The 14,629-nt window shown below is 63.4% G+C and carries 12 protein-coding genes; 6 read left to right on the top strand and 6 right to left on the bottom strand.

The annotated features are described in order from the left end of the window. The first annotated feature begins 680 nt into the window (after window positions 1–680). From rsmD to FRC98_RS17415, 3 genes are all read left to right on the top strand, one after another. A complete protein-coding gene (gene rsmD, locus FRC98_RS17425; RefSeq protein WP_146982707.1) occupies window positions 681–1,280 on the top strand; it encodes a 16S rRNA (guanine(966)-N(2))-methyltransferase RsmD in 600 nt (199 codons plus the stop codon). Window positions 1,281–1,391: 111 nt separating this feature from the next. Then, on the top strand, window positions 1,392–1,877 hold the full coding sequence (gene coaD, locus FRC98_RS17420; protein WP_146982706.1) for a pantetheine-phosphate adenylyltransferase: 486 nt from the start codon (window positions 1,392–1,394) through the stop codon (window positions 1,875–1,877). An 82-nt stretch (window positions 1,878–1,959) separates the two neighbouring features. After that, window positions 1,960–3,156 carry a pyridoxal phosphate-dependent aminotransferase gene (locus FRC98_RS17415; protein ID WP_230467732.1) on the top strand — a complete coding sequence of 399 codons (1,197 nt, stop codon included), beginning with the start codon at window positions 1,960–1,962 and terminating at the stop codon, window positions 3,154–3,156. A gap of 81 nt (window positions 3,157–3,237) precedes the next feature. On the opposite strand, the gene FRC98_RS17410 is transcribed toward FRC98_RS17415, so the two are convergent. Together FRC98_RS17410 and FRC98_RS17405 are read right to left on the bottom strand one after the other, a co-directional pair. Further along, complete coding sequence (locus FRC98_RS17410) at window positions 3,238–3,804, bottom strand: putative metal-binding motif-containing protein (protein ID WP_146982705.1); 567 nt, start codon at window positions 3,802–3,804, stop codon at window positions 3,238–3,240. A 67-nt stretch (window positions 3,805–3,871) separates the two neighbouring features. Continuing rightward, complete coding sequence (locus FRC98_RS17405; protein ID WP_146982704.1) at window positions 3,872–4,885, bottom strand: hypothetical protein; 1,014 nt, start codon at window positions 4,883–4,885, stop codon at window positions 3,872–3,874. A 301-nt stretch (window positions 4,886–5,186) separates the two neighbouring features. On the opposite strand from FRC98_RS17405, the gene FRC98_RS17400 reads away from it, so the two are divergent. Then, entirely contained in the window at window positions 5,187–8,123 is a 2,937-nt protein-coding gene (locus tag FRC98_RS17400; protein WP_146982703.1) for a 1-acyl-sn-glycerol-3-phosphate acyltransferase, read from the top strand. 235 nt (window positions 8,124–8,358) lie between these two features. Continuing rightward, entirely contained in the window at window positions 8,359–10,152 is a 1,794-nt protein-coding gene (locus FRC98_RS17395) for an acyl-CoA dehydrogenase FadE (protein WP_146982702.1), read from the top strand. A gap of 99 nt (window positions 10,153–10,251) precedes the next feature. On the opposite strand, the gene FRC98_RS17390 is transcribed toward FRC98_RS17395, so the two are convergent. From FRC98_RS17390 to FRC98_RS17375, 4 genes are read right to left on the bottom strand one after another with little or no spacing between them, the layout of a single operon-like run. Next, window positions 10,252–11,073, bottom strand: coding sequence for an MBL fold metallo-hydrolase (locus FRC98_RS17390; RefSeq protein WP_146982701.1), 822 nt, complete (start codon window positions 11,071–11,073; stop codon window positions 10,252–10,254). Between the two features lie 58 nt (window positions 11,074–11,131). Continuing rightward, window positions 11,132–11,338 (bottom strand): hypothetical protein, encoded by a 207-nt coding sequence (locus FRC98_RS17385; RefSeq protein WP_146982700.1) that lies wholly within the window; start codon window positions 11,336–11,338, stop codon window positions 11,132–11,134. A 23-nt stretch (window positions 11,339–11,361) separates the two neighbouring features. Then, on the bottom strand, window positions 11,362–12,153 hold the full coding sequence (locus tag FRC98_RS17380) for a DUF455 family protein (protein ID WP_146982699.1): 792 nt from the start codon (window positions 12,151–12,153) through the stop codon (window positions 11,362–11,364). A gap of 23 nt (window positions 12,154–12,176) precedes the next feature. Continuing rightward, window positions 12,177–13,523 carry a 5'-deoxyadenosine deaminase gene (locus tag FRC98_RS17375; protein ID WP_146982698.1) on the bottom strand — a complete coding sequence of 449 codons (1,347 nt, stop codon included), beginning with the start codon at window positions 13,521–13,523 and terminating at the stop codon, window positions 12,177–12,179. Between the two features lie 292 nt (window positions 13,524–13,815). Between FRC98_RS17375 and FRC98_RS17370 the strand changes: the two genes are divergently transcribed. Then, complete coding sequence (locus tag FRC98_RS17370) at window positions 13,816–14,595, top strand: tRNA1(Val) (adenine(37)-N6)-methyltransferase (RefSeq protein WP_230467731.1); 780 nt, start codon at window positions 13,816–13,818, stop codon at window positions 14,593–14,595. Window positions 14,596–14,629: the final 34 nt, after the last annotated feature.

Genomic DNA, 14,629 nt, shown 5'->3' with positions numbered 1-14,629 from the left:
AAAACGCTTGCTGTCCGACAAGGCATTGAACATGCCCTGTCTGGATTCCTATGAACTTTTCAAAGAGCGTCGAGAACCTGTCTCGACTTTGCCTCGCGTTACGCCGTGTTTCTTTCTGGCGCCCCGTCGAGGGATGCGGAACTTACTGTCCGCGTTTCGTGCTGTCAAGATGTTTTTCGATAATTTTGAAAGTTTCTAAAATTTCGAAAAGCCATGTTGACGTTGCTCGCTGCGGCCCGTGTTGGCGTCGCGTTGAACGGAGGCGGTTTCTATGTTGCTGCTTTCGCCTCGTCAAGGATGTTTTCGCATCCTTTTTCCCTTTCGTTGTGAGCCGCGTTTGCGGCCCCCGTCGTCGGGAGGCGCTTTATGGGCGATGGCGCCGATTGGGTCAAGGAGTTTTGCGATTTATTTTCCCGTTTTTTGGACCGGATTCGCTAAGCTACTGAAATCGTTCAGGAGCACCTGAAAGACCACGCCTGTGGGACGCTCGATCGGAGCGAAGATCGCGGCATATTGGACGATCTTTGACGATCCGGGGTGATCATCACGCCACACTACCGGCGTATGTGGCGGCTACACCGGTGCGTATCGTCCTACACAGCTCGGGTCGCTCCTTATATACAGGGGGTCGATTCAGCGACACGCCGCCTGTGGGCGGCGCCCTCTCTTAAGGATGATCGATGCGCATCATTGCCGGCTCCGCCCGCGGCCGTAAACTTGCCAGCCTCCCCACTGACGCGATCCGACCCACCAGCGATCGGGTAAGGGAGTCGCTCTTCTCGATCCTGGGCGATGTTCACGATCTTGTGGTGGTGGATGGTTTTGCCGGCAGCGGCGCGCTGGGGCTGGAGGCGATCAGCCGGGGCGCGCGTCGTGCGTACTTCTTTGATCGCTCCGGCCGCTCCACCGCGTTGATCAAAGAGAACGCGCAGCGCACCCGCGCCGGTCGGCGAGCGATCATAGAGCGTTGTACGTTCAACCAGGGACTGGAGGAACATCTGGGCGAGGAGACGCCTGATCTCTGGTTCCTCGATCCGCCCTACCACACCACGCTCGCGCATAAGGCGTTGGAGAAGATGGCGACGAGTCCGCGGGTGACCGCCGGGGCGCTGGTAGTCTGGGAGTCGGATGTCGAAGAGGCCGTTCCCCATATGCCGGCGTTCGAGCTTGAGGATGAGCGCATCTACGGGCGCACACGTATTCAGTTTCTTCGTCGACGCGATGATGCATCGATCGGTGACGCGCAGCCGGTTGATGATGAAGATTCGACGACGTCTTAAACCCGACACTGCCGCGCCCGCAGTTGCTGCGCGCCGCTCTTTCCCTTAATCATCAGTCTTTACGACCTCGCCGCACCCTGCGGCCCGGGGCACAACCGAAGGATATGACGTATGCCGCGAAAGGCGATCTACCCGGGAAGCTTCGATCCTCTGACCTACGGTCACATCAGCATCATTGAGCGGGGGCTCAAGATCTTTGATGAGGTGATCGTGGGGATCGCGATCAACATCCGCAAGACACCGCTCTTTACCAGTGAGGAGCGCATCGAGCTTATCCGCCAGTCTTTCCCTGACGAGACGCGGCTGAAGATCGAAACCTTTGAGGGGCTCCTGGTCGACTATGCTGCCGAGCGGGGTTGCGAGGTGATCTTACGAGGCCTGCGCGCGGTCAGTGACTTTGAGTACGAGCTGCAGATGGCCAACATGAACCGCAAGCTCAACGAAGAGATTGAGACGGTCTTTTTGATGACCGAGGAGTCTCATTTCTACGTAAGCTCGGGGCTGGTCAAAGAGGTCGCGCGCTTCGGGGGATCGGTGCGTGAGCAGGTTCCGCCACACGTGCAGGAAGCTCTCAAAGCGAAGTTTGCTCAGGATTAAGACGACTCCGCCTTCTATGGGCGCATCATACCAATGAACTGTGGCTCCCTGCGGGGCCGCTCTATTTCGATAAGGATATGCCGTGATCAAACTCAGCCACCGCATCGGTCAGGTCGAGCCCTCTCCGACGCTCGCGATCACCGCGCGCGCCAAAGAGCTCAAAGCCCAGGGCGTCGATATTGTCAGCTTTGGCGCTGGCGAACCCGATTTTGATACGCCGCAGCCCGTGGTGGATGCGGCGGTGGCGGCGCTGCGCAGCGGTAAGACACGCTACACGCCGGCGCCCGGGCTGATGGAGCTTCGCCAGGCGATCGCAGCGAGTTATGCCAGCCGCGGGCGAAAGGTGGCGGCCAACGAGGTGATCGTGACCGTCGGTGGCAAGCAGGCTCTCTACAACGCCACCCAGGCGATCTTCGATGAGGGCGATCGCGTGCTGATCCCGGCGCCTTACTGGGTGAGCTATCCGGCGCAACTTCGGCTGGCGGGTGCCGAGCCTGCGATCATCGACACGCGCGCCGAAGATAACTTCAAGCTCACAGCCTCAAGCCTGCGCGCTGCGCTCGAAGAGGGGCCCTGCCGCGGGTTGATCCTCTGCTCCCCCTCCAATCCCACCGGGGCGACCTACTCCGCCGATGAGCTGAGCGCGCTGGCCGCCGTGCTCAAGGACTTCCCCGAGGTCGTGGTCTTTTACGACGCGATGTACGACGAGCTCTACTACGATGGCGAGATCGCCCCGGACCTTGTGGCCTCGGCGCCCGAGCTTGAGGGGCGCGTGATCACCTTTAACGGGTTCAGCAAGACCTACGCGATGACCGGCTGGCGCCTGGGCTACGCGATCGGACCGGTGGAGGTGATCGCGGCGATGGGCACGCTGCAGAGCCAGTCGACCTCCAACGCTACCTCCTTTGCGCAGTACGGCGCGCTGGCGGCCTTTGAGCTCGACGCGGCGGTGCTGGCCGAGCGTCGTGCTGCCTTTGCAAAACGCCGCGACCTCATCGTGGGGATGCTGCGCGAGATCGACGGGGTGGTCTGCCCCGAGCCCACCGGCGCGTTCTATGCCTTCCCGGACTTCTCGGCTTACATTGGCGAGGGAGAGGGCAAGTTCGCCGATGATCTCGCGCTGACGCAATACCTTCTCGAAGAGGCGCGCGTGGCGGTGGTGCCGGGCTCGGCCTTCGGTTATCCGGGCGGGTTGCGGCTGAGCTACGCGACCAGCGAGGCGCTGATCGAAGAAGGCGTGCGGCGCATGCATCAGGCGCTCAAAGCCTACGCCGGCTAAGCGATCTGCCCGATCGAAGTCATAAAAAAAGCCGCGCCCCCTTCCGGGGCGCGGCTTTTTTCATTGTAACGCGGACGTGTCTTAAAGGGCGCAGGATGCGGGCACCGCGTCGAGTACGCCGTTGCGGCATTCCAGGGGCACGCCGCACTCCGGACAGGGATTGCCCGGGCAGAAGCTCACCACGGGGAGCGCCTCACACAGGCCGGTCTGCTCGTTGCAGGTGTAATTGACGTCCTGCCCGTTGGGATCCTTGGCGTTGGTGGGGCAGTCCGAGGTGCTGGTGCAGGTGAAGACGTCGGGATCACCGCTGCAGTTATTGTCGATGCCGTCGCAGACCTCAGCCTCACCCGGGTTGATGTCGGGGTTGGTGTCGTCGCAGTCCTCCTGGGGGAACTGGCAGTTACGGCGGTCGGTGCCGGGCTGACCGTAGCCGTCTTCATCCTCATCGATGCAGGGGAAGGTGGGGGTGATTCCGCGCACCGTGCAGGTGTTGTCGGTGGAGCAGACAAAACGCGGGGTCAGGCAGTCCTCGTCGCTCTCGCAGTAAAAGACGCCCTCTTCGGAGGCGTCAAAAGCCACCGAGCAGGCCGCGGCGTAGAGGGTCAGCGCCAGAAGAGCCAGCGCGGAAAGTAGAAGGCGAAGTCGCATGATCGTCCTCAATCTGAAGTCACGCGGGCGCTTAAGCCCGCGGAGGTCGCAAAAAGTCGCGAAGCCTTTAGAAGCGCAGCCGCGCGCCCACACCCACACCGTCAGTGCTTACGCTGGGGCTGAGACGCACCGCGCGGTACCAGGGCTGGTCGCCCTGGCCCACGGCCAGCTCTTCAGCGTCATCGCCGTCGAGCACAAAGAGCAGCACGCTGGTCACCGCCAACCCGCCCGAGAGCACATAGAAGACGTTGGCCGAGAGCGCGTCGCTCTCAATGTCGCGCTGCAGGCGCTGGGCCTCGCGCTGGGTCAGATCGGTGTAGGTACCGTCTTCGTTGCGGCTGTACTGCTCGATCTCGGCCAGGCCATCGTCGACCTTCAACCCGAAGAAGATGCCCGTACCCAGGCTCACCGCCGAGAGACCGGCGGTGGCAAAGGCCATGATGCGGCGCACATCGACGTCGCGCTCCACGTAGCCGGGATCTTCGGGGCGGCGATCGCGCACGCCGAAGACGTCATTGACGCCGGCCTGCACCGCATCGAGCACCGCCGAGAAGGAGCCCAGATCGGAGTTGGTGTGGTAGTTCAAGAAGAGGCGGTCGCGCACATCGAAGTAGTCGATGTTCAGCGTGTAGCCCATACCCGAGCGGCTCACGCGAGCCTGGACGATGCGGTCGACCTGGGCGGCGCGGCCCACGTTGGCCAGACACAACGACTCGGCCGAGCAGTACTCCGGATCGCGATCCTGGATCGCCGGCAAAAGATCGGCATCCCCGAAGACAGCGATGTTGGGGATCGTGCTCACCGCTTCGCGCAGCGCTTCCTGGAGCGCCTCGCGATCGCCGGAGCTAAGCCCGGAGAGGGGCACGGCGAGCACACCGACCGCCGGCACGTTGGTGCCGGCCGGGGTTTCCTCAAACTCCTGGACGTCTTCCACATCGAAGGTCATGCCATCTTCATCAATGGGCTCGACGTCTTCTTCATCGAAGGTCATGCCCTGGGCCAGGGCGGTGGCCGGCAGCAGGGCCAGAGCCAGCGCCAGGGCGATCAGCGCCGCGGCGAGCTGGCGAGACAGGATTCTCATGGAGCGCTCTCTGCTTCGAGATAACTTCAGCGGGGTTGTGCCCGTGACCTTGATTCAGCAACGAGATCAACCGGCGTATTAACACGGTGTTTCGGCCCGGAGCGTTGGTGGTGCGACAAGCACACCCTTCACCCACCTCGGGCCGACCCGACCACCTCTGGGAGTAGCATAGCCCGATGAAGGGGCGCAACAAAATGCCCGCAGACCGATCGAAGTCGCGCCCGCGACGCAGTTGCCCCATCCGCTCTGCCCGATTATAACCGCTCGGCCCGAACCACCGCGCCTAACCCCGGAGACGAGGATGTCCGTACGACCGGACCGCACAGCGGGGGATCCCGACCCGAAGGCTCACCGCGATGCCGCCAGTGAGACTGACCAGGCCCTGCTGCCTCACGATCTTCCCGTGCTTGAGGAGGGCCTCGGCGCCGAGGCCTCCGAGGTGGAGCTCAGCGAGGAGGCCCGCGAGCGCCGGCTACAGCTGGCCGACCAACTCTCTCGCCGACCGATGTCCTCGGCGATGCTTGAGCGTCTGGGGCGCTGGCTGAGCTTTTTAGGCCGCCTGCTCTTCGCCCACGTGCTCTTTGAGCGACGGGGCATCGACCAGCTGCGCGAGTGCGCCGAACGCGGCACGGTGGTCTACACGATGCAGACCCACAGCCGGCTGGATTACTTCTATTTTAACTACGCCTTTTTGAAGCATGAGCTGCCCCGGGCGCGCTTTGCCAACGATCTGATCGTGCGGCCTTTTCGCGCGCTGTGGGAGCGGGTGGTCAGCTTTGTGACGCGGCGCCGGATCGAGGGGCCGCGTAAGATGGAGGCGCTGATCCTGCGCGATGAGGCGACCTTCCTCTTCCTGCAGCGCCCCCGCCAGAAAGAGCGCGATCGGGTGGCGTACAGCCAGCCCTACCTCTACCGCCTGATTCAGACCCAGCGTCGCCAGGACACGCCGATCTTTGTCGTGCCGCTGTGTCTCTTCTGGGAGAAACGCCCGGAGCCGCGGCGCGCGAGCCTGCTCGATGAGCTCTTTGGCACGGTGCAATCTCCCGGCTTTGTGCGAAAGCTGGTCAACTATGTTCAAACCTTCTGGCAGACCTTCTTTAAGTTCGGTCAGCCGATGGTGCAGGTCTCCAGCGCCATCAACCTCAAGGAGTTTTTGAGGGAGTATCCGGGGGCGGACTCCTCCGACGCCTCGGAACTTCTGCGGGCCCGCCTCGAAGAGCAGATCCGCCAGGAGAGCCACGTCATCCTCGGCCCCACCGCCTCGCCGCGCGAGCAGGTGGGACGAGAGGTGCTCGCCAGGCCGGAGCTTGTGGAGGCGATGCGCGAGCACGCCGAGAAGAGCGGCGAAGATGAACTCAGCGTGCGCCGCAAGGCCCAGAAACTCTTCGATGAGATCGCCGCCGATCCCAGCCTGCTGATGATCAAGATCTTCAGCGCGACGCTGAGTCTGGTCTGGTACCGCATCTACGACGGTCTGGAGGTCGATGAGCCCGGCCTGGAGCGGGTGCGCGAGCAGGCCAGGACCAGCTCCATTGTGCTGGTGCCCAGCCATAAGAGCCACATCGACTACCTGGTCTTGAGCTACGTCTTCTACCACTACGGGCTGATGACCCCGCATATCGCCGCGGGCGTCAACCTGAGCTTCTGGCCGCTGGGCCCGCTCTTTCGCCGCGCGGGGGCCTTCTTTATTCGTCGCTCTTTTAAGGGTGAAGATCTCTACCCGGTGGTCTTTCGCGAGTATTTGATTCGGGTGCTCGAAGAGAAATACCCGGTGGAGTTCTTCATTGAGGGCACGCGCAGCCGCACCGGCAAGCTGATCAAGCCGCGTTACGGCATGCTCGATATGATGGTGCGCGCCTTTGCCAGCGGGCGCCTCGACGCGATCAAGATCGTGCCGATCTCGGTGGGCTACGAGAAGATCATCGAAGAGCGCACCTACCGCCGCGAGCTCCTCGGCGAGGAGAAGCAGAAGGAGAGCCTGGCCGGGTTGTTGAAGACGCCGAAGTTTCTGACCAGCAAGAAGGGGCGGCTCTACGTGGAGTTTGATGAGCCCATCGATCTGGCCGAGTATTTCGGGCGTTTTGGCATCGACCGACTTGAGCCCGAAGACGAAGACCTCGACGCGCTCACGGTGCGCCTGGCCCACCGCATCATCTACGACATCAACCGGGTGACCACCGTCTCTCCCACTGCGCTTGTGGCCACGGTGCTGCTCAACAACCCCAACCGCGACGCCAGCATCGGGCGCGCGCGTCTGCTGCATGAGCTGGGATTTTTGCTGCACTTTATGACGCAGCCCGGCCGGCCGGTGCGCCTTTCGGGGGCGCTGCGCGAGGCTCTGGCCAGCCGCCAGGCCGCCATCGACGCGCTACGCGCCGCCCACCCCCACGACACCCCGCCGGTGAGCCTGAACTACGACGAAGACGCCGATCCCAACGATCTGGAGCGCCAGCATATCGAGTCGGCCATGGGCCGCGCGGTGGCCTCAGTGATCGACCGGGCGCTGGCGATCTTCGAGAAAGAAAAGCAGGTGCGCATCACCGACCCCGGAGATCGGGCCAGCTACACGCTTGAGCCCCAGGCGCGCCATGAGATCGCCTATTATCGCAACACGCTCGTGCACCACTTCGTGCCCGAGGGGCTGCTGGCGTCGGCGATCGCGAGCTTCGAGTCGAGCACGATCCCGCTGGACCGACTCATGGATCAGACCCTCTTTTTGAGCCGTCTTTTCAAATACGAGTGGATCTACGAGGAGCGCGCCGAGTTTGAGAACGTCTTTATGCGCACCCTGGACTACTTCTCGGCCTCGGGCTGGGTGAACATCGAGGGTGCCGGCGAGGAGCGCGTGGTGGCGATCGCCACGCCGCGGCCTGAGCTCGATTATCTGCGGCGGATGGTGCTGACCTTTGTGGAGGCGTACGCGCTGGTCTTCCGCCGTCTTCATGAGCTCGTGGACGTGCCGGTGGAGCGCGACGCGCTCATCAAAGATGTGATCGCGAAGGGGCGCGAGCAGCTGGAGCGCTCGGAGCTCGGCTTTGACGAGAGCCTTTCGAAACCCACCCTGCTCAACGCCCTGCGCCTGCTGGAGGATTGGGGCGTGGTGGAGCGCCACACAAGCCCCGGTCGCCGCCGCGAGGTGGTGAGCTACCAGGTGCATCCGGACTGGCGCGGTGAGGCCCGTTACCGGGAGTTGATCGCGCGCGTCGAGGGCATCCTCAGCCCCGGTGACGCGGGCTGAAGCACTTTTCTAACTTCCCCGGCCCCCTTCCCCCCTCTCTTTTATTCTGCGGAGGGCATCGCCCGGCGCGATGCCTCCGGGAAGTTTAAGCTCCCTTAAACTGTATAAACTGGCGACACTGCGGGCTGGCCACGGTTGACGCGGTGCGTAAACTTTCGGACGATGCCTCAATGAATGACTCATCATTCATTCCACATTCGCATCTTGAACCCGCAACTTCTGGAGACCCTTGATCATGAGCGCCGAAAAACCCCAGGGCTGTGCCTTTCTCACCAGCGAAGTCGGCTCCGAACGCATCTTCACCCCGGAGGACTTCTCCGAGGATCAGCGCATGTTTGGCCAGACGGCCACCGATTTCATGACCAAAGAGGTCTTCCCGCAGGTCGAGACTCTGGAGAAGAACCCCTCGGGCGACTTTTCTGAGATGGTCGCGCTCCTCAAAAAGTCCGGGGAGCTGGGGCTTTTGATGATCGACATCCCCGAGCAGTACGGCGGGCTGGAGGTCGATAAGACGACCTCGATGATCGTCATCGAGAATCTCTCCAAATACTCCGCCTGGGCCACGACTTACGGGGCGCATACGGGCATCGGCATGCAGCCCCTGCTCTTCTTTGGCAATCACGAGCAGAAGGCCAAATGGCTCCCCAAATTCGCCACTGGCGAGGTGATCGGGGCCTACGCGCTGACCGAGCCCGGCAGCGGCTCCGACGCGCTGGCCGCCAAAACCCGCGCAGAGCTCACAGACGACGGGGAGCATTACGTCATCAACGGCTCGAAGATGTGGATCACCAACGCCGGGTTTGCCGACCTCTTCACGGTGTTCGCGCAGGTGGAAGGCGATAAGTTTACGGCCTTTCTGGTCGAAGCCGACCGCGAGGGCGTCTCCACCGGCGCCGAAGAGCATAAGATGGGCCTCAAAGGCTCCTCGACGCGACTTCTGAACCTGGAGAACGTCAAAGTTCCCAAAGAGAACCTGCTCGGTGAGGTCGGTAAGGGCCATAAGATCGCCTTTAACATCCTCAACATCGGGCGCTTTAAGCTCGGCGTGGGCTCGCTGGGCGGCGGCAAGCGCACGCTCGAAGTCGCCACCCGCTACGCCAAAGAGCGCGTACAATTCAACACGCCCATCGCCCAGTTCGGCGCCATTCGTGCCAAGCTCGCGAAGATGGCGATCAGGCTCTACACGCTCGAGTCGATGTCCTACCGGGTGGCCGGCTACATGGACCGCAGCCTGGATACGCTGGACAGCAACGCCGAGGACTATGCCGAGCAGATGATGAAGGCCATTGAGGAGTTCGCCGTCGAGGACTCCATCATGAAGGTCTACGGCTCCGAAGCGCTGGACTTTGCGGCCGATGAGGCCGTGCAGATCCACGGCGGCTACGGCTACTCGGCCGAGTATGAGGTCGAGCGCCTGTACCGCGACAGCCGCATCAACCGCATCTTTGAGGGCACCAACGAGATCAACCGCATGCTCATCCCGGGGATGATCCTCAAGCGCACGATGAAGGGTCAGCTCAACCTCTTTGAGATGATCCAGAAGCTGGAGGTGACCCTGGCTGGTGAGGCTCCCGAGGTGCCCGCCCAGGGCGACGATCCGACGCTGGCCTTTGAGAAGTTTTTGACCGAGCAGGCCAAGAAGATCGTGGTCTACGGCGCCAACCACGCCATCCAGAAGCATATGGCCGACCTGCGCGATCAGCAGGAGCTGCTCTTTGAGCTGGCCGACATGATCAGCGCGATCTACGCCATGGACAGCACCGTGGCGCGCACCGCCCAGATGGTGGAGGCGAAGGGCTTTGAGGCCACCGAGCTGCATCGGGCCGCCACGCTTGTGACCCTGGCGGAGTCCTACAACACGATCCGCGACGCGGCCGAGCGTCTGCTCTACAACCTGGCCACTGGCGAGAAGCTCGACGCGCATCTGAAGGCGCTCGATAAGCTCACGCTGCATCCGCGCATCGACGTGATCGGCCTGCAGAAGATCGTGGCCGACGCGGTGGTCGAGCGGGAGCGCTACCCCTTCTAAACATCTGAATTATAAAAGATTTCCGCAACGACCTCGCAAACCCACGAGGTCGTGCGAGTGAGGCCCGGTCGCTTCGATCTCCCCCCACAACGGGGGGGATCAGATGGCGATCGGGCCTTCGTTTATGCAGCGCTCGCCAAGCTCCAGATCGTGGCTTGTGAGCAGCACGTCGGTGGGGTTCTTTAGAAGATGCGCGCGCAGCTCGTCGATGGAGCGCTGCACCTCATCCTTCGAGATCGCCACGTTGCGCGCCATCGATCCCAGGCCCCGCTCGCCAAGGATTTGCGTGGTGGTGAAGGCAACATCGCCGCCGAAGACGATGTGGCGGCCGTCGGCCATCTTCAGCCGGTAGCTCGCGTGGCCCGGGGAGTGACCCGGGGTCGAGAAGGCGCAGACCGAGCCGTCGCCCAGAAGATCGAGCCCGGTGGCGTCTTCGCCAAAGTGGGGCGCATCTTCAAAGGGCGCGACGCGCTCGCCAAGATCGCGAAGATCGCCGCGGGCGTAGCCGATCATCGGACCGCGGGAGTTGTTCACAAACTCCCACTCCGGTCGTCGCACATGGCAGCGCGCCGCTTTGATAAAGGGCAGCCCCCCGGTGTGGTCGTAATGAAGGTGCGTCAAAATGATGTGCGCGACCTCCTCGGGTGTGCAGCCGGTGATCGCGCGCAGCCGCTCGGTCACAGCCCACTCCGGCTCAAATTTCAGGCCGAAAAGTCTCATCGCGCCGCCGATGGCGCCGCCCAGGTTTTGGGGGCCGTTGGGACCGTAGGGCGCGTCAAAAAGAAGCGGCCCCAGCTCCGCATGCACTCCGACCCCGGCCAGCAGCGGCAGCCTCACTCGCCGCATCCCACCACCGGCGATGATCGTAAAGGAAGGGACGCGGATGTACCCGCAATGAAATAGATAAAACGACTCAATCACAGCGCACTCACACGTCGCATAGCACCACCCAAAAAGCCTTCAAATTCAAACACTTCGACTACTCCGCAACCACGCGACGCACCTCCGCGTCGACGATGGGGGCGGCGCCATTGTTCTCGGCGCGGGCGATGAAGAAGGAGAGCAGCATCACGCCGATGCCGCCCACCACAAAGATGATGATGGAGTAGTGGCGCATCCCGCGTTTGTACTCGGGATCGTTTTTGTCGAGGAACTTCTTGGGCTGGGGTTTGGGCGTCGATCGCATGGTGTTCCTCGTGGGGGGGCGGCTCAGGTCGCGCGCAGCATGCCCTCGACAAAGGTCTCGTCGAGGCCGGCGGCGCGCCGGGCGTCAGGGTTGAAGACGGCGCCTCGGGCCCGGGCGGGCTCATTATGAAAGGTCAGGTTCTGGCAGTAAATTTCAAACGTGGAATGCCCATCCGGGGTATATTCTTTGAGCCAGCGCGCGCCAAATCCCACGTGGTGGATCTCGTCTTCGAAGATCTGCTCCAGGATCTGTGCGGTGTGCTCGTCGCCCACGCGGCGGAAGTGATGCTCAAAATAGGGAGCGTGGTCGAGGTTTCCCTGCTCAAAGGTCAGGTTCATGGCGCAGACCCATTTGAGCGGGGAGGTCAATGAGGGGGCGCAGCGCCAGAAGTGATCGTTGACGGGAAGATCGCCAAAGTTCGCGCCGAGCTCACGGATGCGATCGACATAAAGCCGAAGGTGGCGCTGCTCATCGGCGATCAGACGCACCATGCCGGCGCGAAAAGCCGGCGGGGCGTCGGGGTAGGCCAGGAGCGCCCAGGCCATCAGCTCAATGGCCATGAGCTCGTGGTTGGCGAAGGTGTGCAGCGCGCGCACGGCCATCTCGGGCTCGGCCAGGTTGTCGGGGTGCGGAAACTTCACCCGGCGGGAGCGCGGCGCGATGGCGAGCTCGGCGGGACGGCTCGGGGCGCTCCAGGCCTGCGGGGGGCCCGGATCGCGATCATCGAGCGCGTGAAACCCGCCGGCGGGCGCGGCGAGTTTTTGGTCGAGGGTGGTGGCGTGAAGAAGGCGCTCGGCGAAGTCGCGAAGGCGCATGGTCGATCCGGTGTTTCGGAAGATTAGCCGCTGATGAACTGCTGCATGCGCTCGGCGGTCGTGTGGTGCGCCTTTCGCGCGCGCGCCATCAGCTGGCCCAGATCGACGCCGACGAGCTCGCCACCATCCACAAGTTGCCGGCCGGAGGCGAAGACGTGGCGCACGTTGTGCTTCTGGGCGGTGTAGACAAGGCGCGCGTAGACGTTGCCGCCGGGGCCGCAGCCCGGATCGTTATCGAGATCAAAGACCACCAGGTCTGCGGACTTTCCGACCTCCAGCGAGCCGACTTTATCGTCGATCCCTAAGGCGCGGGCGCCGTCCATGGTGGCCAGGCGGAAGACGCGCTCGGCAGGCATGGCCTCGGGGCCGTGGAAGGGTTTTTGCAAAAGTGCGGCCAGACGCATCTCGATGAAGGCGTCGAGGTTGTTGTTGCAGGGGGCGCCGTCGGCCCCGAGCGCCACCCGCACGCCCATACGATCGTAGCGGGGCATGTTGGCGATGCCGCTGGCGAGCTTGAGGTTGCTCGAGGGGCAGTGACAGATGCAGGTCTGGGTGGTCGACAAGATCTGGCAATCCTCATCGCTGACATGCACGCCGTGGGCGAGCACGCTGCGCGAGCCGGTGATACCGACCTGTTCGAGGAAGGCGATGTTGCTGACGCCGTAGCGCTCCTGCGTAAAGACGTTTTCGTAGGTCGTCTCGGAGGCGTGCGTGTGAATATGGCACCCGAGGTCGCGGGAGGCCTGGCCGACCTCGCGCAGAAGTTCTTCGGTGCAGCTCACCGCAAAGCGGGGCGCAAAGGCGTACTGAATGCGGCCCTCGGCCTTGCCGTGCCAGGTCTCATAGAGGCGCAGGCTCTCTTTGATGCTCTCGGCGGTGACTTCGCGCATGGGCGCGGGCACTTCGTCGCCCAGATCCATCATGCATTTTCCGATGTGCGCGCGGATGCCGCTCTCTTCCACCGCCTCACCGATGGCGTCGGTGTGGTGGACGGTGCCCATATCCAGGATGGCGGTGGTGCCGCCGAGGATGAGCTCGGCCAGGCCCACGCGCGCGCTCACGCCGAGGGTCTCGTGGGTGAGCGCGGCCTCATAGGGCCAGATGCGGCGCTTGAGCCAGTCGATGAGCACCATATCATCGGCGTGGTTGCGCATCAGGGTCTGGCATAAGTGAATGTGGCATTGCACAAAGCCCGGGGTGATGATGTGGCCGCTCATATCGAGCACGCGCGCGCCTTCGGCGCGCTCTTTTTCCACCTGGCCGATGGCGGCGATACGGCCATCTTCGATCAGAAGATCGCCTTCAAAGACCTCGGCGTCGGCGTTCATGGTGACCAGGGTGGCGTTTTTGAGCCAGGTGCGCTGCGACATCGTGCGTTCCTCAACAGGGGTGGTTCCGAGCGTGGCAGGACGAGCAAAAACGCGGCACGCTACCACGCGCGGGGGCGCTTCGCCACCGGCGTGCGGACCGAGGGTAATGACCGACCGGTCAGGCCTCGGGGCCGCGCGCTCCGCGCTGGCGTCAAAGCCCTGTCGGAGTGGCGCCTGGCGGGCTGTTCAAAGCGGTGGGGACTGGTCCATAATGCGTTTCTTTCAATGTCGGGGGCCCCGCGCCCCCGGCGTGCCATCTCTGAGCATCTTTATCGCAGACCAGTCCGAGCAGATGAGCGACACGACGAAGTTCAAGAGCAACGCCGAAAACGAGGCCGAGACGTTGACGCGCGATGCGATCTTTGGCGGGGCACTGCAGCTGTGGCAGTCGCGCGCCGGATACCGCTTCGGGCTCGATGCGCTCCTGCTCGCCAGCGATCTTCCGCCCCTTGCCGCCGGGGCGACCGTGGTGGAGCTGGGCGCAGCCCAGGGGGCGGTGGCGCTCACGGTGGCCTGGCAGCGCCCCGATGTGCAGGTGGTGGCGGTGGAGCGTCAGCCCGAGCTCGCCGCCCTCTTGCGACGCAACATTGAGGAGAACGGCCTTAAAAATGTGGAGGTGCTCGAGGGCGATCTTCGCCAGCGCCGCGAGCTTTTCACCCCGCAGTCGGCCGCGCTGGTGCTGGCCAACCCGCCCTATTATGCCGAGGGGGCGCGGCGCCCCAGCGCCAACGCGCAGCGGGCGCAGGCCCATCATGAGCTGCACGGCACGCTGGAGGATTTTGTGCGCGCGGCGGCCTACCTGCTGGAGCATAAAGGTTGGTTGCAGCTGATCGCCCCGCCGGTGCGCCACCTCGATGTGATCGCGGCGGCCGGCGTCACCGATCTTCGCCTGGCCGAGCTTCGTCATTACCACGACCGCGCCGATCGGCCGGCCTACCTCACCGAGTACCGCTTTCGGCGGCCTTCGGCGCCAGACCTGAAGATCCGCGCGCCGCTGACCATCCGCAACGCCCGGGGCAGCTACACCGCCGAGGTGCGCCGACGCCTGGGGATGGAGGAGGTCGAGGGGTGATCGGGCCACGGATTTTGCGCAAAAGGGGGAGTAC

The sequence above is a fragment of the Lujinxingia vulgaris genome, from assembly GCF_007997015.1.
GTDB classification, from domain to species: Bacteria; Myxococcota_A; Bradymonadia; order Bradymonadales; family Bradymonadaceae; genus Lujinxingia; species Lujinxingia vulgaris.
This window is presented reverse-complemented; position numbering and strand designations above follow the sequence as displayed.